Consider the following 18,558-nt stretch of genomic DNA (forward strand, 5'->3'; position numbering starts at 1 on the left):
GGACAATCATCGCCATGTGCGGTTTTATTGGCTGTATTCATGATCGCCCGAGAGCGATTGAGCAAACATGGAAAACAACGTTGATGGAGATGAACCGCCTGATTACGCATCGCGGCCCCGACGATGAGGGGTATTTTTTTGATGAATACGTGAGTTTTGGCTTTCGGCGGCTGAGCATCATCGATCTGGAGGCGGGGCATCAGCCGCTGTCTTATGAAAACGACCGCTATTGGATCATTTTTAACGGGGAAATTTACAACTATCTTGAATTGCGGGAGGAGCTTTCGGCGAAAGGATATTCGTTTGCGACGCATTCGGATACCGAGGTGATTGTTGCCCTTTACAGCGCCGAAAAAGAAAAAGCGGTCGAAAAGCTGCGCGGGATGTTTGCGTTTGTCATTTGGGACAAGCAAGAGAAAACGGTGTTTGCGGCGCGCGATCCGTTCGGCATTAAGCCGTTTTTTTATGCGGAGCAAGGAGATCGCACGTTTTTCGCTTCGGAAAAGAAAAGCATCTTGCTCGCTCTGGAACAGGAGTCGCTAAACGGCGATTCCCTGCAGCATTATTTAACGTTCCAATATGTCCCTGAGCCGCTGACGATGTCGGCCGGCATTTGCAAGCTGGAGCCGGGGCATTATCTCAAGAAACAAGTCGGAAAACCGCTCACCATTCATCGTTATTGGAAGGCATCCTTCGAGCCCATTCGCCAATCGGAAGAGGAGCTTGTCAAGAAAATCCGCGATGCGCTGTTTGATTCGGTCAACGTCCATATGCGCAGCGATGTGCCGGTCGGTGCGTTTTTGTCGGGAGGTATTGATTCATCGTTCATCGTCGCCATCGCGAAACAATTCCATCCGCACCTGAAGACATTTTCCGTCGGGTTTGAGCGGGAAGGGTTCAGCGAAATCGATGTCGCAAAAGAAACCGCAGAGAAGCTTGGGGTAGACAACATTAGCTATGTCATCTCACCGCAGGAGTATATGGAAGAGTTGCCGAAAATTATGTGGCATATGGACGATCCGCTTGCCGATCCTGCGGCTGTGCCGCTGTATTTTGTCGCTCGTGAGGCGAGAAAGCACGTCACGGTTGTGCTTTCCGGCGAGGGGGCGGACGAGCTGTTTGGCGGCTACAACATTTACCGCGAACCAGAGTCGTTGCGGCTGTTTGCGCGCATGCCAAACATCGTAAAAGCGGTGTTGCGGGTGATCGCGAAGATGCTTCCGGACGGAATGAAAGGAAAAAGCTTTTTGGAGCGCGGAACGACGCCGCTTGAAGAACGGTATGTCGGCAATGCGAAAATCTATAGCGAAAAGGAAAAAGCGGCGTTGCTCAACACGTACCAAGAGGGGCGCGAATATACGGCGGTGACGGCTCCTTTTTACCGCGAAACGCTTCATGACCCACCCGTCAACCGGATGCAGTATATTGATATTCATACATGGCTAAGGGGCGATATTTTAGTCAAAGCGGACAAAATGACGATGGCCCATTCGCTTGAGCTGCGCGTTCCCTTTTTAGACAAAAAGGTATTTGAGGTTGCTAGGCAAATCGCCCCTAACATGAAAACAGCCAACGGCACGACGAAATATATTTTGCGCAAAGCGGCTGAGGGCATCGTACCGGATCATGTGTTAAACCGGAAAAAATTAGGGTTTCCCGTGCCGATTCGCCACTGGCTGAAAAACGAAATGTATGACTGGGCGAGACAGCTCATCAACGAAAGCGAAACCGATCATCTGTTCCATAAGGACGTGCTCTATCGGCTGCTGGATGAACATGCCCGCCACAAGGCGGACCATAGCCGCAAGCTGTGGACGGTCTTGGCGTTTATGGTTTGGCATCAAGTCTATGTGGAAAAGAAGTACGATTTTGCTCCATCCGCACAAAGCGAGAAGCGGCCAGCGTCTGTTTTGGAGGCGTAGCAGGGAAATGAAGCGTCCCGGAGCTCAGTCGGGACGCTTGTTCATCGAAAGAGGCTGATTTCCGAGCGAAGGAATTTATATAGATGCAATTTGAAGCTTTAACATTTGTAGCTTTTACCGAGCATTTGATCGACTGTCGGGCGACCGAACAACGCCGCTTTCAGACCCATGTATGGGTCTGTGAAGCGGGTGGTTGTTCGGTCTTCCGTTACGCCTTGGCGTGACGGAGGCAAGCCTGTGGCTTGCCTTCGACAGTCGAAAAATGGACAAGTGACTTTTCCATCAAGGATATGTTAAACTTTTTCGTTGCATCTATATAGTTCGTTTTGATGTTCGATTTTGATGGGCGGTTGAGATTGGGCGTTTGAATCCCATTTTGCGTCCCCTCCTTCATATGATTCGTACATGGTGAATCGTAGCAAGTTTTTATGAACGAAATATGAACAAGGAACGATTTTTATGTGGAAGAGAAAATTTGATTCACTCACTCTTGCAATTTTCCCGGTTTTGGTATATGCTTGTTCCATCAGGATGCTAAATACTATATATTGGTTTTGAAGTCTTGTTGTACAACTACATATCGTTCTGCCAAGCAATGGTGTCCATCAGGACTTAATAGGGAATCCGGTGCGAATCCGGAACTGCCCCGCAACTGTATGTGCGGACGAAATGGGATGGCCACTGGCGGCAAGAGCCGTTCGGCGCGCCGCTGGGAAGGCCCCAAAGTAGGACGATGCACGAGTCAGGAGACCTGCCTTGCTTGGAACGTTTCATGTTCTTCGGGGTGTGAGAAGATGAAACGATAGGGGAAAAGAAAAAGGGTTTCGTATGCCTTTTTTCCGTCTGTCGTTTCATCCGCTCGCCTGCCCGAGCGGATTTTTTTATGGAAGGAGAGGGGAAACGAATGACCGTATTGACGAAAATGATCATCCTCGATGACCAAGGGAAGCCGGTTTCGTTTTCACGTGAAGAGTTTGCGTCGCTGATTGGGCAAGCCGCCGCTGGATTTGGCCGTCTGTCGCTTGATGAATACGTCGAGCGTGTTTGGCAGCTTCTCAGTCGAAAGGAGTCCGTCACGGTAGAACAGCTGCACCAAACGGCTATTTTGGAAGGACTTTCTTACATTGATGAAGATGAGCCGGAATGGACGTTTGTGTGCGCCCGGCTGTATTTGCAGAAACTGTACCGCGAGGCGGCACGGCAGCGCGGGTACGATGAACGCGAGCGGTATGGCGATTTCTACGCGCTGCTTGTTGCGCTGACAGAACAAGGGGTGTACAGCCCGTTCTTGCTTGAACGTTATACGAAAGAAGAAATTGATGCCATCGGTGCGTTTCTTGATCCGGAGAAGGACAAGCTGTTTACGTACATTGGGCTGCGCACGCTCGCGGATCGGTATTTGGCCCGCGATTATGAGCGACGGCTGTATGAATTGCCGCAGGAGCGGTTTTTGGTCATCGCCATGACGCTCATGGCGAATGAACCACCCAAGCGGCGCCTTGAGCTCGTGAAGGAAGCGTATTGGGCGTTAAGCAACTTATACATGACTGTGGCGACGCCGACGCTTGCTAATGCCGGGAAGTCGTACGGCCAGCTGTCGAGCTGCTTTGTCGACACGGTCGATGACAGCTTGCAAGGGATTTATGACAGCAACACCGACATCGCCAACTTGTCGAAATCGGGCGGCGGCATCGGCGTTTATTTGGGGAAAATCCGTTCGCGCGGCAGCGACATTAAAGGGTTCAAAGGGGTCTCCTCCGGCGTCATCCCGTGGATGAAGCAGTTGAACAATACAGCGGTGAGCGTCGATCAGTTGGGACAGCGAAAAGGGGCCATTTCCGTCTATTTGGATGTATGGCATAAAGACATTTTTGCGTTTCTCGATGCGCGGCTCAACAACGGCGACGAACGGCTGCGGACGCATGATTTGTTCACCGGCGTTTGCATCCCTGATTTGTTCATGGAGCAAGTCGAACAGCGCGGCGACTGGTATTTGTTTGATCCGCATGAAGTGCGGAAGGTGATGGGGTTTAGCTTGGAGGATTTTTATGATGAGGAAAAAGGGTGCGGGAGTTTCCGCGAGAAATACTGGCAATGCGTCAACGAACCAAGGCTGTCGAAAGAAAAAGTGCCGGCGATCGACGTGATGAAAAGCATCATGCGCAGCCAGCTCGAGTCGGGGACGCCGTTTATGTTTTACCGCGATGAAGTGAACCGGCAAAATCCGAATCGCCATCTCGGGATGATCTACTGCAGCAACCTTTGCACGGAAATCGCGCAAAACCAAAGCCCAACGGTGATGAAGCGGCAATATGTAAAAGACGGGATGATCATCATTGAGAAAATCCCAGGCGATTTTGTCGTCTGCAATTTATCGTCGATCAACTTGGCGCGGGCGGTGACCGATGGGGTTTTAGCGCGGCTCATCCCGATTCAAATGCGGATGCTCGATAATGTCATTGATTTAAACAATATTCCGGTGCTGCAGGCCGGCCTGACGAACGAAAAATACCGCGCTGTCGGGCTTGGAACCTTTGGCTGGCATCATCTTTTGGCGTTAAAAGGTATTCGCTGGGAGTCGGAGGAAGCGGTCCGCTATGCCGACGAGCTGTATGAAACGATCGCGTATTTGGCGATTCAAGCGAGCATGGAGCTCGCCAAAGAGAAAGGGAGCTACCCGGCGTTTCCGGGGTCGGACTGGCAGACGGGCGCTTATTTTGAGCGGCGCGGCTACGAAAGCCACGGTGAATTGGATTGGGATCGGCTGAAGCAAGATGTGGCCCGCTACGGGATGCGCAACGGCTATATCATGGCCATCGCCCCGAACGCATCGACGTCGATCATCGCTGGCAGTACGGCAAGCATTGATCCCATTTTCTTAAAAGTATACGCCGAGGAAAAGAAAGATTATAAGATTCCCGTTACGGTGCCGGATTTAAACGAACAGACGACATGGTATTACAAATCGGCGTACCATATCGACCAACGTTGGAGCATCAAGCAAAACGCCGCCCGCCAGCGCCATATCGACCAAGCCATCTCCTTTAACTTCTACGTCATGAACACGATTAAGGCAAAAGAGCTGCTCGATTTACATTTGACGGCATGGAAGTCGGGGTTGAAAACGACGTATTACGTGCGTTCGACATCGGGGACGATCGACGAGTGCGATTCTTGCGCGAGCTGACCATGGGGCGCAACAAACGCCTTTGGTCGGGCTTTCCCTTCCTTGTGCGGGAGGGGCGTCCGCGGTTGGTCGCGCATCACGATACTTGAAAGAGAAAGGAAGGAATCGACACCATGACGATCCGCTTAGTCAAACGGCCGATTATGGATCCAGAGGCGCCGAACCGTTCGACGGGCATCATCAACGGCCGCTGCTCGAATGTGTTGAACTGGGACGATATCGCCTACCCATGGGCGTATGCGAAATATAAGCGAATGCTCGCCAACTTTTGGACGCCGTTTGAAATCAATATGTCGCAAGATGTGAAGCAGTTTCCGCAGCTGACCGACCGCGAGCAGGATGCGTTTTTGAAAATCATCGGACTCTTGGCGCTGCTTGACAGCATCCAAACCGACTACGCTGGGCGCGTCGCCGATTACATTACGGACCCGAGCATCAATGCGCTCATGATCATGCTCGCCCAGCAGGAAGTCATTCACAACCATTCCTATTCGTACGTGCTCTCGAGCCTTGTGCCGAAAGCGAAGCAAGATGAAGTATTCGACTTTTGGCGGAACGAACCGACGCTGCGCAAGCGGAACGATTTTGTGACGAACGGCTACAAGGCGTTTGCCGAAGATCCGAACGTGGAACATTTGCTGCGGTCGATCGTCTTTGACGTCATTTTAGAAGGATTGTTTTTCTACTCGGGGTTCGCCTTTTTCTACAACCTCGCGCGCCAGCAAAAAATGGTGGCGACGAGCACGATGATCAATTACATCAACCGCGACGAGCACATTCATGTTGATTTGTTTGCGAAAATTTTCAAAGAAGTGTTGAACGAATACCCGGAGTATCGGACGCCGGAGCTTTCCGATTTTGTCCGTGAAACGTTTACGAAAGCGGCTGAGCTGGAAATCGAATGGGCCGGGGAAATCATCGGGAATGACATCGATGGCATCGACTTGGCTGATTTGGAAGCGTACATTAAGTTTTACGCCAACGTCCGCGCTCATCAGCTCGGTTTTGACCGCCCGTTTGACGGCTATCGGACGAACCCGCTCCGCTGGATTAAAGCGTATGAAGAAGTCGACCTCGGCAAATCAGACTTCTTCGAGCAAAAACCGCGCCAATATACGAAAGTGCAAGTCGATAATGGGTTTGATGAGCTGTAAGGAAAACCGCGTTGGGGCATCGTCCAACGCGGTTTTTTACCGGAAAACATGATTAACGGAGGGATTCTCGCTGCATTATACAATGGGGAAGAGAAAAGGAAAAGAGATGTTGCGGCTTGTTGTCGGACGGTAGGCTTGGGCGCCTTACCTTGGTATAATGAGAAAAAACGTCCTTGTGAACTACCCACCACCTACGCTTCGCTTAGAGATGGGGGCTTCGAGCGACTTGTGTGTGTTCGCCGAACGGTAAGCCACACACAAGAACCCTTTATGCTTCCCTTCGTTCCGAAGGTGTCCGTTCTAGCCATATTCTATCCTATTCGTTGGCTGACGCCAACCGACATTCATCTCCCACTTTCACTTCGCTTCGAAGTGGGAGACTTCTTTCGGAAAGATGTTAAATTGAACATTTACGAAGAAGAGAGCGGTAAGTGCAGGAAAACGGTGCGTTGCGACGGTGCTCCAAGGCTTTCCGTTTTTTGGGAAGAACGGCAGCGGGCGTTTTGGCGGGACAGATGGTGCCAAGCAGTCTTAAAGCGTAAGTGGACGATGAGGATATAAGAGGGCATTCGATGGTGTGTATCGTTCTGTGTCGCTGGCGCGCGAGCAGCCCACCTGATGAAAGGGTGAGCTGTTTCCGTTCAGAGCATACATTATTCGTGGCGATGTTTCGCGTCTGTTCAAGGGGAATGGCGACATCAAGGCAAGCGGTCAAACAATATCCCCGAGCCGCTCTTTTCCGTGCTGACGGCTGACGAGTTCGTCGAGCTGGCGGATTTTTTTCCACGCTAAGTCGTCGCTGATCGTTCGATAATGGTGGCGGCCGCCGGGCTCCTCGTCGGCTTCGTCGGCCCATTTGACGATGGCTTGAAGCGGCGTTCGTTTCCATTCTCCTTCTGGAAGGTAGGAATCGGTATGAAGCAAAATCGCCAGGGCAATTTCCTTAGCGTTTTGCGGATGTTCGCCAAGGCGGATCAGCAGCTTATGGGCGCGCTCGGCCCCTTTGATGGCATGGATGTCGTTTTGCCGGTATTGTTCGTAGTCCCAACGGCCGTTTTTGTACCATGTGTAATGGCCGATATCATGAAGCAGTGCCGCTTTTGTCGCCAAGTCGACGTTCACTCCGTGGCGGAGGGCAAGGTGGTAGGCATGGTACGCCGCGGTGATGGCGTGGGCGAGGCCGGATCGTTTCAAATATTTTTGCGCAATCGGATGGGCAAAGACGTCGGTTAAGGTGACCGTTCTCATAGGCATCCCCTCCGTTTTTTGTATTTCTTACCATCATACCATGGCATAAAGAGTCAGGCAATGAGAGAAAGTAGGCGGGAGCGGTTGCATGGGAAAAAATAAGCCGATCGTGCTAAAATAGCGCTCGGCTTATTGGATTTGTGCTTGGCAGGCAAGCCGTTTGGCTGGTTGATCCGTTTTTTCGCGCTCGCGCCGCGTTTTCGGAGCGAGAAGGTGAGCGCCGGCCAGAACGGTGACCATGCAACGGCCACACGTTCCTTTTTTGCATTTGTGATCGAGCAGAACACCTTGTCCTAGGGCGGCGTCAAGAAGCGAAACGCCGGGGGCTGGCTGCACGGTGAACGTTTTCCCTTTTTGTTCGATTTGAATGACAAACCAAATTCAGTTGAACCATTGAAAATCAAATCGTCCTCGAGCAGCGTGCACTGCTGGGCGGCGTTGGCGGCGGCGGAAAAGTCGATCGGGCTGCCGAGCTGTTTCGCCTGTTCAATGTCACTTCGAACGTCACCTTTTCTCCTGGTCCGGAATAAAACAGAATAAGGAACATTGCCCACTTGATATGCGGCGCGATTCCAGCGATAATGGAAACGATGTGGAATGAATGCCGCCAAGCGGCACGGAAGAAGTAAAGAAGGTGACAGAATGATGGAACATGCGGAACAGATTTATCAAAGACTCGTAGAGATTTGTGGGGAAAGAAACGTCCTTCGCGATGAGCCGATGAAAAACCATACATTGGTGCGGATCGGCGGCAAGGCCGATTTTCTCGTCTGGCCGGAGACGTACGAGCAGGTCATTGAGGTGTTGCGGTTGAAAGAAGAGTACGGCCTGCCGTTTACGCTTCTTGGCAACGGTTCGAACGTCATCATCCGCGATGGCGGGCTGCGCGGCATTGTCATGCAGCTGAAGCATCTCAACCGCATTTGGCGTGAAGGAAACAACGTGATCGCCCAAAGCGGGGCGGATATTAAAGCGGTGTCGCGGTTTGCGTTGGAACAGCACCTCACCGGGTTGGAGTTTGCCTGCGGCATTCCGGGATCGGTCGGCGGGGCGATTATGATGAACGCCGGAGCGTACGGCGGGGAAGTGAAAGATGTGCTTGACCATGTCAAAGTGGCGACGCTCGCCGGCGAGCTAAAAACATTGACAAACGAGGAACTGGAGCTCGGTTATCGAACAAGCATCATCAGCCGGACGCATGATATTGTGCTTGAAGTTGTCTTTTCCTTGCAGCCGGGCGACTATGCACAAATCAAGGCGAAAATGGATGATTTAACATTTCAGCGCGAATCGAAACAGCCGCTTGAGTATCCGTCGGTCGGCAGCGTGTTTAAGCGGCCGCCGGGCTATTTCGCCGGCAAGCTCATCCAAGACAGCGGCCTTCAGGGAAAAGGATTCGGCGGTGCGGAAGTGTCGACGAAGCATGCAGGATTCATTATTAACAAAAACAATGCGACCGCTGCCGATTACATTGCGACGATCGAAATGGTGCGCAAAACAGTGAAAGAAAAATTCGGGGTCGATCTGGAATTAGAAGTCAAAATTATTGGCGAGGAATGACGGAGGATCCGAATCCGGTTTGCGGGTTCGGATTTTTCTCATTTCGCCGAGAGGAAAAATGAAACAAACCGCAAATAGGTAAGAAAAGGGGTTATGAATGGGGGAAGAGGATGAACCTTTATTTCATGATCAATCCAGCCGCCAAAAACGGCCGGTCCGTGTCCATTTGGAAGCAGCTGCAACCGCTGCTGGATCGGGAAGGAATCGCCTATCAGGCATATTGGACGAGCCGAAAGGGAGAAGGAAAGGAAATCGCCCGACGAATCGGCGAGGAAAGCGTCGAGCCGACGGTGATTGCGGCGGTCGGAGGCGATGGGACCGTGCATGAAGTGGTGAACGGAGCGGGTTCGTTTCCGCACGTTGCGATTGGCTGCATCCCCGCCGGAACGGGAAACGACTTTGTCCGCGGTTTCCGTCTTGCCCGAAAACCGAAACAGGCGCTCCAACGGCTGTTGAGTGACGTTCGATCCGGCAAGGATTTGGCTTTCGATCTCGGCCGTTTTGCCAGCAGCGCCGTGCCCGACGGCGTGTTTGCCAACAGCATCGGCTGCGGTTTTGACGCCCATATCGCCCGCATGGCCAACCGTTCAAAATGGAAAGGGAGGCTGAATCGTTTTGGACTCGGTTCGTTCATTTATGTGTTTTATTTAGTAAGAGAGTTGTTTCGCTATCAACCGGTTGACCTTGATATTTGTGTGGATGGACAGAATTATTCGTTTTTGAAGGCCTGGCTGGCAACGGTTTCGAATCACCCATACTACGGCGGAGGTATGCGCATCGCCCCGTCCGCCCGGGGTGATGACGGCTTGCTTCATGTGACGGTCGTCGGGCTGATGCCGCGTTGGAAAATTCTTGGGCTGTTTTTAACTGTATTTTGGGGCGGGCATGTGCGAATGAAAGAAGTTTCCGTGTTTGCCGGGCGGAACGTGCACATTCGCCCTGCCGCTCCTGTCCCCGTTCACGCTGATGGAGAGGAAGCGGGGGTGGGAGAGGTGTCGGCTTGGATTGAGGCTAAAAGGATGCGAGTCATTGGCGCGGAACTCGGTGGATGATGAGGGCGTATGTGAAAAGAGAAAGGGGGAGTGAGGAGACAAGTGGTGGGGAAGCGGATGGTCATGTTTGATGTCGTATTCTATGTGGTGTTTCCGATCATGCTCTGGCATGCATTGCGCAGCCCGGTCGGGGAGTACGGGGCGATGTTGATTTGTACCGTGCCGGGAGCGGTTTATACCGTTTATCGCTATTGGCGTATTCGCAAAGTGCAATGGTTCGGCACGTTTTTGATTGTTAATCTGGCCGTTAGTACGCTGTTGAACATATTCGCTGGCTCTGCGTTGCAGATGTTATGGAATGACGTCTGGTACTCGATTGTTTTGTCTGTCTTTTTTTGGTGACGGTCGTTGTCAAGCGCCCGTTGTTGCTTTATTTTTCTCTTGATTTTGTGGAAATGCAGGGGGCTCCGCGCTCGGTCATGAAAAGACGGTTTTTGGAACGTGATGTCTTTTCACTTTTTCAATGGATCACTGTTGGTTTTGCTTTGCGCGACGGGCTGTTGGCGGCGATTAAGGCGTACTTGATCGTTCGCTACGACGTCGAAGCGTTTGACCGTGCGATTGTCATTCGCGAAGGCATTGGTTGGGGGATCACGATTCTCTGTATGTTGGGGTTTGTCCGTATTTCGAAAATCATCTCGGAGCGGGAGAACCGCCATCATTCGACGTGAGCGTAAAGGAGAGAAGCGGTCGAAAGCAAAACGGGCAACTGAAGAAACAGGGAAAAGGGAGCGGCGTTGCACATGGCCAAACGCCAAGAGGGTGTCCCAAAAGGATCAGGACACCCCCTTTCGTCTCTCTATATACGGCATTGACCGCTTCTTCCGCACTATATTTCGTGTCTATCTTGAAGTCAGACAGCCTTTTGGGTCAGCCCCTTTCTCATCTTAAATGAAGAACTCATAATACGCAGGTGGCGGGAGTATGTCATTCGGAACTCATTTTCTATTGTTTTCTTGCTTGTTCTGTTTCCCTTGGCCTGCCGGATGGTCGGCTTTCACTTGCGGTGCAGCTGCCTGCTTCAGTTGTTGTGAATGGGAAACCGAGACACGAGACTCTGTTTGTTTGTTCACAGCAACCGCCGCTTGGTGTTTTTGACCGTTTGCTTTGGCGCTGGCAGCAGTTTTATGGTACATATTCCCTTTTGTTTCTATCTTGATCGCTTGCGTGGGGGACGAGTTCGTTTCTATTTTTGTGCTGGTGTTCGTTTGTTCATTTTGTTGAACCGCTGTCTCGTCTTCCGCCGGTGCGCTATTTTTCGACTGTGGGAGCGAAAAATCAGGCGAACGAAACAGAGAAATAGGAAAGAAAGGGAAACGGTGAGAGTTCCTTCACGGTTTGGCAGTCAACCGCTTGTTTGCTATAATGGAAACAAGTTTGACAAAGACGATATCCGAGGCGGCTCCTGCCAATTTGTTTGGTGGGAGTTTGTTTTTGCGATGAGCGCCCGGCAGGGGAAAACGGGATGGCCAATGCCATGCCGAGCGAAAACGAAAGGAGCAAACCGGTTATGACGGAGCGGGTGGATGATATTGTTGAGGTTTGTTTATTAGCGGGAAAATTGATGCTTGAAAGCGGCGGAGAGACGTATCGGGTCGAAGATACGATGATGCGCATGGCCGCTTCGTTCGGTGTTTCCCGCTCTCACAGCTATGTGACCCCAACGGGCATTATGTTTTCCGTTGAGGGAACGAATGTAACACGGTTTATTCGCATTTCCGAGCGTTCGACCGATTTATCCAAGGTGGCGCTTGTCAATCACATTTCCCGCCGCATCAGCAGCGGCGAACTGTCGCTCGACGGAGCGCGCAAAGAACTGGAACGCGTTCAGCAGCAGCCACTCGGTTATCCGCTTTGGCAGCAAACTGCTGCCGCAGCGGCGGCGAGCGCTTGTTTTGCCTCGCTGTTAGGCGGCATGAATCATTTTCTCCCTTCCCTTCTTTCTGGTGGAATGGCGTTTTGGTGTTTTGAAATGATGCATCGGTTCGTAAAAATCCGGTTCTTCGCTGAATTTTTTGCCGCTTTTGTCGCCGGTGGGATCGTGCTGTTGATGGAAAGGGCCGGATTTGTCGGAGACGTAGGAAACATGATGATTGGCTCGGTGATGCCGCTCGTGCCGGGGCTGGCGATTACCAATGCGGTGCGCGATTTAATGGCCGGCCATTTGATCGCCGGTTTGTCGCGCGGTGCTGAGGCGTTTTTAACCGCGTTTGCGATCGGCACCGGCATTGCCTTTATTTTATCGATTCGTTAGCAGGGAGCACCGATGATGATTGTGCAACTGTTGCTTAGCTTTGTGGCGTCATCGCTGTTTGGCGTCATTTTCAATATTCCGAAACGATTGCTGCCGCACAGCGGATTTGTCGGCATGAGCGGCTGGGCGATGTATATGGCTGCCGCCCGGTCGGGGATGGACGGTGTCGCCGCCACGTTTGCAGCGGCGTTTTTCGTCGCTTTTTTAAGCAACGGGTTCGCCCGCCGCTATCGGGCGCCGGCAACCATTTTTATTGTTCCTGGCATTCTCCCGCTCGTTCCAGGTGGGACGGCATTTGAAGCGATGCGTCATGTCGTCATGAACGACTACAATGCAGCGATTCCGTTGGCGGCGAAAGCGTTCATGATTTCCGGGGCGATTGCGATGGGGCTCATTTTTTCTGAGGTCGTCAACCAGCTGGTAAAGCGCCGCCCGTAATGGCACGTGTCTGTTTTTTCCAATCATTTGCCTATCGTTGTATTTGTTTGTCTGAATATTATAATGAATATAACGATGTTTTTTCTATCGATTTTGAAACAGCGGGGGAGAGCGGGATGAAAGAAATTGTTCAGCAGATGAAAGCGGAGCTATGGGAGATTTTCGATCACCTTCATCACCATCCAGAAATCAGTTGGGAAGAGTGGCAAACGACTGAATTTCTCCGCCGAGAGTTGGAGCGCGAAGGGTATCGGGTGCGGACGTTTGCCGATTGCCCGGGTGTGGTGGCGGAAATCGGCGCCGGGCCGTTTACGGTTGGGGTGCGCAGCGATATGGACGCCCTTTGGCAAGAAGTGAACGGCGTTTGGCAGCCGAACCATGCGTGCGGGCATGATGCCCACATGACGATCGTGCTCGGGGTGGCGAAGCTGCTTCGCCGCATCGGCTATGAGCCGCCGGGGACGCTCCGGTTTTTGTTCCAGCCGGCTGAGGAAAAAGGCACGGGGGCGCTGAAGATGATCGAAAAAGGAGCGGCTGATGGCCTAACGTTTTTGTACGGCGTTCATTTGCGCCCAATTCAAGAGGTAAAAGGCGGTTATGCGTCTCCGGCGATCATTCACGGGGCGGCGCAATGCATCGAAGGGCGGATCCGCGGCGTGGCGGCGCATGCGGCGCGGCCGCATTTAGGCGTCAACGTCATTGAAGTCGGCAGCGCCATCGTGCAGGAGCTCGGCAAAATTCATATCGATCCACAAGTGCCAGCGTCGATCAAAATGACGAAGTTTCATGCCGGTGAAAAAGATGCGAACACGATCCCGGACTACGCGGAATTTGCCCTTGATTTGCGGGCGCAAACGAACGAGGCGATGGAGCGGCTCGTCGAGGGGCTGCGCCATGTGATCAACGGGGTCGCTGCGATTTACGGAGCTGATATTGAGCTTGTTGAGCGGACGCGCATCGTCGCCGCTCATCCTGATTCAGATGCGGTGCGGCTGATGGAGGAGGCGATTATCACGACTTTGGGGACGGAAAAATGCGTTCCGCCGGTCGTGACGTCGGGAGGAGAGGATTTCCATTTTTATTCCTTTCAAAAACCGAAGCTGAAGACAACGATGCTCGGATTGGGCTGCGACTTGCGTCCAGGGCTCCATCATCCGAACATGACGTTCCGGCGCGATGATTTGCTTTCCGGCGTGGAAATTTTGGCGCGGGTTGTGATGAACACGTTTGCGACGTTTGCGCCGCAGGGGGAGAACGAGCGTGCCTCTGTCGCTGCAAATCATTGAGACGATCGAACAGTTGAAAGAGATGGCCAGGCTTGAGGAGGAGATTTGGAAAACGACGCCGGTTCCGCTCCATCAAACGCTGACGGCGGCGAAAAACGGGGGCATTATCATCGGGGCGTATGCGGACGGGAAGCTTGTCGGCTTTGTCTACAGCTTTCCTGGGTTTCGAAATGGGGAAGTGTATCTTTGTTCCCATATGATGGGGATTGCTGAATCGTTTCGTGATCGTGGCCTCGGCTATCGCTTGAAAATGAAACAGGCGGAAGAAGCGCGGCGGCGCGGCTACCGAGTCATCCGCTGGACGTATGACCCGCTGCAAAGCCGCAACGGCTATTTGAACTTGGCGAAGCTTGGGGCCCTTGGCGTCGAGTATGTGGAAAACTGCTACGGCGAAATGAATGACGCGTTGAACGGTCAACTGCCGTCTGACCGCTTCATTGTCGAATGGCGGCTTGATGAGCGTCCGACCGGGGAGCGGAGCTTGGCTAAAGCTGATCTTCTCAAGGCCAGAAGGTTGACGGTGCTCGAGGCAGGGCAAAGGGCTGACGGTCTGTTGCAGCCGGTGCCGAGAGACATCGATGGAACAGCGGCGCCGTTGCTGTTGACAGCCATCCCGCTTGACTTTCCGCAGCTGAAAGAGCAGGATTTCGCGCTGGCGCTTGAGTGGCGGCTGGCGACGCGCGCCTTGTTTCAGCGGCTGCTTGCGGAAGGATGGATTGCCGCCGGCGCTTGGCGCTGCCTGGAGGAAGGAGTGCTTTATTACATATGGAAGCGGCGGAGTGAACGATGGCAGCAGAAAGGGGAAGAAGAATGACGATCAACATCGAGTACGTCATATTGCGCCATTTGCAAATGGAGTTGAAGGCGCCGTTTACGACGAGCTTCGGCACGTTTCAAAGGAAAGAGTTGATTTTAGTGGAAGTTGTCGATCGCGACGGCGTTTCCGGCTGGGGTGAATCGGTCGCATTTTCCGCCCCGTGGTACAGCGAGGAAACGGTGAAAACGAACTGGCATATGCTCGAAGATTTCCTTGTGCCGCTTGCGTTGGCTGAGCCGATTCACCACCCGGAGGAGCTGGCAAAGCGCTTTTCTGCCATCCGCCAAAACAACATGGCGAAAGCGGCGATTGAAGGGGCGGTATGGGATTTGTACGCCAAGCGGCTCGGCGTCCCGCTTTGTCAAGCTCTCGGGGGAACGAAAAAGGAAATTGAAGTCGGCGTCAGCATCGGCATCCAGCCGACGATCGATGATCTGCTTCAGGTGATCGAGCGGTATGTGGACAAAGGGTACCGGCGGATCAAAGTGAAGATCAAACCGGGATGGGATGTTGATGTCATTCGCGACGTGCGGCGCGCGTTTCCCGACGTGCCGCTTATGGCCGATGCCAATTCGGCGTATACGTTCGCTGACGCCAAGCGGCTTCAGGCGCTCGATGAATTTGGGCTGATGATGATCGAACAGCCGCTTGCCGCTGACGATCTTGTCGATCACGCCCGGCTGCAGCCGCTTCTGCATACTCCGATTTGTCTTGACGAAAGCATTCGTTCCTATGACGATGCGCGCAAGGCGCTTGACCTTGGCAGCTGCCGCATCATCAACATCAAAATCGGGCGCGTCGGCGGGCTTTGGGAGGCGAAGCGCATCCACGATCTTTGCGCTGAGCGCGGCGTTCCGGTCTGGTGTGGGGGATGCTGGAAGCAGGGGTCGGGCGCGCCCACAACATCGCGATCACGACGTTGGAAAACTTCGCGCTTCCCGGCGACACCGCCGCGTCGTCGCATTATTGGGAGCGGGATATTATCACACCGGAAGTTGAGGTGCACGGCGGCTTGATCTGCGTGCCGGACGCCCTGGGCATCGGCTATGAAGTCGACCGCCGCCAAGTGGAGCGGTATACGCAGTTTGCGAAGGTGTTTCATCGTACGGCGACGGCATAAAGGATGATAAAAGGGAGAAAGAAAAAATGATGATCAGACCGATTGAAGTTCGCGATGCGGAACATTTCTTGGAGTTGTGCAAAAAAATTGATGAATCTGGTTTTATGTTATTTGAGCCTGGCGAACGGCAAACAACGGTTGAGCAACAAAGTAAATCGATTGAAAGAATGTTGTCTGAGCCGAATAAAATGATCTTTGTTGCTGAAACGGAAAACAAGCTTGTCGGGTTCCTTGCTGTCATAGGAGGCGATGTAAAACGAAATCGACATTCTGCCAATGTTGTTTTGGGAGTTCTTGAAGACTATCAAGGACAGGGCATTGCCACTAAACTATTCAACAAAGCGTTTGAGTGGGCAAAGGAAGTTGGAATTTTGAGATTAGGACTTACGGTCATGAAAGGGAACGATAAGGCGTTCAACTTATATAGGAAGATGGGATTCGTATTAGAAGGCGAGAGGGTTCAATCATTAAGAGTGGGCGGAGAATTTGTCAATGAATATTACCTATACAAACTGTTGTAACGCCAATTTGGGGCTGACCCAAACGCAAGCACGTTTTGGGCCAGCCCCTTCTTCGTAGCGTTATACGCGCCCGATCCCGGTGTTCGCTTTGACGACAATTTCCGTATATTTCTTTTCGTCCGCTTTTTTCGACGAGACGAGCGTGCCGACGATGGCGCCGACAAAGCCGAGCGGAATCGAGATGATGCCCGGGTTGGCGAGCTTAAAGAGCGGTTCGCCGACGAAAATGGCGGCACCTGGCTGCGGCGACCAGACGTTCGGGCTGAAGAAGACGAGCACTAAGGCGCTGATCAGACCGACAAGCATCCCCGTAATCGCTCCGGTGGTGTTAAAGCGGCGCCAGAAAATGGTGAATACGATCGTCGGCAAGTTGGCGCTTGCGGCGACCGCAAATGCCAGTGATACAAGGAACGCGACGTTCATTTTTTGCGCAAACAGCGCTAACAAAATCGATAATACGGAAACGCCGACCGACGCCCAGCGGGCGGCGAGCATTTGTTCTTTTTCCGTCGCTTGGCCGCGCCGCAAAATATGGCTGTAAAAGTCATGGGCAAACGCCGAGGCGGCTGACAGAACAAGCCCGGCGACAACGGCCAAAATGGTCGCGAACGCGACGGCTGAGATGAAGGCGAACAAGAAATCTCCGCCAAGCGCTTCCGCCAACAGCGGGGCAGCCATATTGCCGGCCGGGTTGGCGGCGACGATTTTGTCATAGCCGACGAACGCGGCGGCGCCAAACCCCAAAAAGATGGTCAGGACATAGAAAATCCCGATGATCCATGTCGCATACACGACCGATTTGCGCGCAGTCGGGGCGTCTTTGACCGTAAAGAAGCGGATCAAAATGTGCGGCAGCCCGGCCGTCCCCAACACGAGCGCCAAGTTGAGTGAAATCGTATCGAGTGGATCTTTAAACTTGTTGCCCGGGTTTAAAAACGCCTCGCCAAGCGGCGTCGCGGTTTTGACTTCATGGAACATTTTGGCGATGCTGAAATCGAATTTAGCAAAGACGATGATGGAAATGATAAACGTACCGACCATCAATAAGACGGCTTTGACGATTTGCACCCAGCTCGTTGCCGTCATGCCGCCGAAGACGACGTACACCGTCATCAAAACGCCGACGATCAAGACAGAATAAACGTAGTCTAGACCCAACAGAAGCTTGATGAGGCCGCCGGCGCCGACGAGCTGGGCGATCATATAGAAGATCGAGATGGCGATCGTATTTAACGCCGCGACGCCGCGCACTTTCTTATCGTCAAAACGGGCGGCGATCATATCGGCCATCGTGTATTTGCCGAGGTTGCGAAGCGGTTCGGCGACGATATACAAGACGACAAGATAAGCGACAAGGAAGCCGATGCTGTAAAAGAAGCCGTCAAATCCCGTCAGCGCGATCATGCCAGCGATTCCTAAGAAGGATGCGGCGGACATATAATCGCCTGCGATGGCGAGCCCGTTTTGCCAGCCGGTGAGGCTGCTGTCAGCGGTGTAAAATTCGCTCGTTGTTTTCGTGCGCTTGGAGGCGTAGTACGTAATGACGAGCGTCAAGGCAACGATGATGAGAAAGAGGAAAAAGGCCAACCCGTGCATTAGGCGTTTCCTCCTTCCGCTGCTTCTTGCTTCACTTGCTCGACGATGGCATCAAATTGTGCTGCGCGTTTCGAATAAAGGATGCATAAGGCCCATGTCATAATAAACTGCGCAAAGGCAAACAGCCACGCCCAGCTGACCGGCCCAATCGCTGGTGCGTTGAGCGCTTTCGAATACGACGTCAACACCGGAAGGGCGAAGTAAAAGACGAAGAAAAAGACGGTGGCTGGGATGATGAAGCGCTTCTTCGCCTGAATGAGCCCGCGGAACGAAGCGGATTGAGCGATGGCATCATAGTTGATGCCGCCCTGGTCGACCCTTGATTGTTTTTTCGCTGCCATTGTAATCCCTCCTTGTCATTAAAGCGTTTTCGAAATTAAAGCGTTTTCAAAAAGGACTATGA

The 18,558-nt window shown here is 52.7% G+C and carries 17 protein-coding genes, 2 pseudogenes and 1 riboswitch; of the genes and pseudogenes, 13 read left to right on the forward strand and 6 right to left on the reverse strand.

Features of this window, described 5'->3' with window-relative positions; translation table 11 throughout:
- Positions 1-14 precede the first annotated feature (14 nt).
- The 3 genes from asnB to A0V43_RS01900 all read left to right on the forward strand — a co-directional run bounded on the left by asnB (position 15) and on the right by A0V43_RS01900 (position 6,263).
- Positions 15-1,922 carry an asparagine synthase (glutamine-hydrolyzing) gene (asnB, locus tag A0V43_RS01890; protein ID WP_063192244.1) on the forward strand — a complete coding sequence of 636 codons (1,908 nt, stop codon included), beginning with the start codon at positions 15-17 and terminating at the stop codon, positions 1,920-1,922.
- A 578-nt stretch (positions 1,923-2,500) separates the two neighbouring features.
- Positions 2,501-2,695, forward strand: a riboswitch (cobalamin riboswitch).
- A 131-nt stretch (positions 2,696-2,826) separates the two neighbouring features.
- The gene (locus tag A0V43_RS01895; protein ID WP_063192245.1) at positions 2,827-5,109 is read left to right on the forward strand and encodes a ribonucleoside-diphosphate reductase subunit alpha; all 2,283 of its coding nucleotides are present in this window, start codon (positions 2,827-2,829) and stop codon (positions 5,107-5,109) included.
- Positions 5,110-5,222: 113 nt separating this feature from the next.
- Positions 5,223-6,263: a ribonucleotide-diphosphate reductase subunit beta gene (locus A0V43_RS01900; protein WP_063192246.1), complete on the forward strand. Its 1,041-nt coding sequence runs from the start codon at positions 5,223-5,225 to the stop codon at positions 6,261-6,263.
- A gap of 711 nt (positions 6,264-6,974) precedes the next feature.
- On the opposite strand, the gene A0V43_RS01910 is transcribed toward A0V43_RS01900, so the two are convergent.
- From A0V43_RS01910 to A0V43_RS18505, 3 genes and pseudogenes are all read right to left on the reverse strand, one after another.
- On the reverse strand, positions 6,975-7,511 hold the full coding sequence (locus A0V43_RS01910; protein ID WP_013146000.1) for an HD domain-containing protein: 537 nt from the start codon (positions 7,509-7,511) through the stop codon (positions 6,975-6,977).
- 129 nt (positions 7,512-7,640) lie between these two features.
- A complete protein-coding gene (locus A0V43_RS01915) occupies positions 7,641-7,847 on the reverse strand; it encodes a 2Fe-2S iron-sulfur cluster-binding protein (RefSeq protein ID WP_020754493.1) in 207 nt (68 codons plus the stop codon).
- An 8-nt stretch (positions 7,848-7,855) separates the two neighbouring features.
- A pseudogene (locus tag A0V43_RS18505) lies at positions 7,856-8,005 on the reverse strand (encapsulin); the annotation flags it as partial.
- A 151-nt stretch (positions 8,006-8,156) separates the two neighbouring features.
- Here A0V43_RS18505 and murB point away from each other — a divergent pair.
- The 4 genes from murB (at position 8,157) to A0V43_RS20135 (ending at position 10,794) form a co-directional block, all read left to right on the forward strand.
- Positions 8,157-9,071: a UDP-N-acetylmuramate dehydrogenase gene (gene murB, locus A0V43_RS01920; protein WP_063192248.1), complete on the forward strand. Its 915-nt coding sequence runs from the start codon at positions 8,157-8,159 to the stop codon at positions 9,069-9,071.
- A gap of 110 nt (positions 9,072-9,181) precedes the next feature.
- Complete coding sequence (locus A0V43_RS01925; RefSeq protein WP_063192249.1) at positions 9,182-10,123, forward strand: diacylglycerol/lipid kinase family protein; 942 nt, start codon at positions 9,182-9,184, stop codon at positions 10,121-10,123.
- Between the two features lie 45 nt (positions 10,124-10,168).
- Entirely contained in the window at positions 10,169-10,465 is a 297-nt protein-coding gene (locus A0V43_RS20130; protein ID WP_236930897.1) for a DUF3159 domain-containing protein, read from the forward strand.
- Positions 10,466-10,542: 77 nt separating this feature from the next.
- On the forward strand, positions 10,543-10,794 hold the full coding sequence (locus A0V43_RS20135) for a hypothetical protein (RefSeq protein WP_223810892.1): 252 nt from the start codon (positions 10,543-10,545) through the stop codon (positions 10,792-10,794).
- A 267-nt stretch (positions 10,795-11,061) separates the two neighbouring features.
- Here A0V43_RS20135 and A0V43_RS20755 read toward each other — a convergent pair whose 3' ends face one another.
- Positions 11,062-11,196: a hypothetical protein gene (locus tag A0V43_RS20755; protein WP_255350125.1), complete on the reverse strand. Its 135-nt coding sequence runs from the start codon at positions 11,194-11,196 to the stop codon at positions 11,062-11,064.
- Positions 11,197-11,633: 437 nt separating this feature from the next.
- Here A0V43_RS20755 and A0V43_RS01940 point away from each other — a divergent pair, with 437 nt between their 5' ends.
- The 6 genes and pseudogenes from A0V43_RS01940 (at position 11,634) to A0V43_RS01965 (ending at position 16,559) form a co-directional block, all read left to right on the forward strand.
- The gene (locus tag A0V43_RS01940; protein WP_063193780.1) at positions 11,634-12,377 is read left to right on the forward strand and encodes a threonine/serine exporter family protein; all 744 of its coding nucleotides are present in this window, start codon (positions 11,634-11,636) and stop codon (positions 12,375-12,377) included.
- Between the two features lie 12 nt (positions 12,378-12,389).
- Positions 12,390-12,815: a threonine/serine exporter family protein gene (locus A0V43_RS01945; RefSeq protein WP_063192250.1), complete on the forward strand. Its 426-nt coding sequence runs from the start codon at positions 12,390-12,392 to the stop codon at positions 12,813-12,815.
- A gap of 116 nt (positions 12,816-12,931) precedes the next feature.
- Positions 12,932-14,101: a M20 peptidase aminoacylase family protein gene (locus A0V43_RS01950; RefSeq protein ID WP_063193781.1), complete on the forward strand. Its 1,170-nt coding sequence runs from the start codon at positions 12,932-12,934 to the stop codon at positions 14,099-14,101.
- Positions 14,076-14,915: a GNAT family N-acetyltransferase gene (locus tag A0V43_RS01955; RefSeq protein ID WP_063192251.1), complete on the forward strand. Its 840-nt coding sequence runs from the start codon at positions 14,076-14,078 to the stop codon at positions 14,913-14,915. The genes A0V43_RS01950 and A0V43_RS01955 overlap by 26 nt, the downstream gene beginning before the upstream one ends.
- Positions 14,912-16,038 (forward strand): annotated as a pseudogene (gene menC, locus A0V43_RS01960) (o-succinylbenzoate synthase). Before A0V43_RS01955 ends, menC begins: the two are co-directional and overlap by 4 nt.
- Positions 16,039-16,064: 26 nt before the next feature.
- Positions 16,065-16,559, forward strand: a complete 495-nt coding sequence (locus A0V43_RS01965) for a GNAT family N-acetyltransferase (RefSeq protein ID WP_063192252.1) — start codon at positions 16,065-16,067, stop codon at positions 16,557-16,559.
- 60 nt (positions 16,560-16,619) lie between these two features.
- On the opposite strand, the gene A0V43_RS01970 is transcribed toward A0V43_RS01965, so the two are convergent.
- Both A0V43_RS01970 and A0V43_RS01975 read right to left on the reverse strand, forming a co-directional pair.
- Positions 16,620-18,155 carry a solute symporter family protein gene (locus A0V43_RS01970; protein WP_063192253.1) on the reverse strand — a complete coding sequence of 512 codons (1,536 nt, stop codon included), beginning with the start codon at positions 18,153-18,155 and terminating at the stop codon, positions 16,620-16,622.
- Entirely contained in the window at positions 18,155-18,496 is a 342-nt protein-coding gene (locus A0V43_RS01975) for a DUF485 domain-containing protein (RefSeq protein ID WP_063192254.1), read from the reverse strand. The genes A0V43_RS01970 and A0V43_RS01975 overlap by 1 nt, the downstream gene beginning before the upstream one ends.
- Positions 18,497-18,558: the final 62 nt, after the last annotated feature.

It is taken from the genome of Geobacillus sp. JS12 (assembly GCF_001592395.1).
Taxonomy (GTDB): Bacteria; Bacillota; Bacilli; order Bacillales; family Anoxybacillaceae; genus Geobacillus; species Geobacillus zalihae.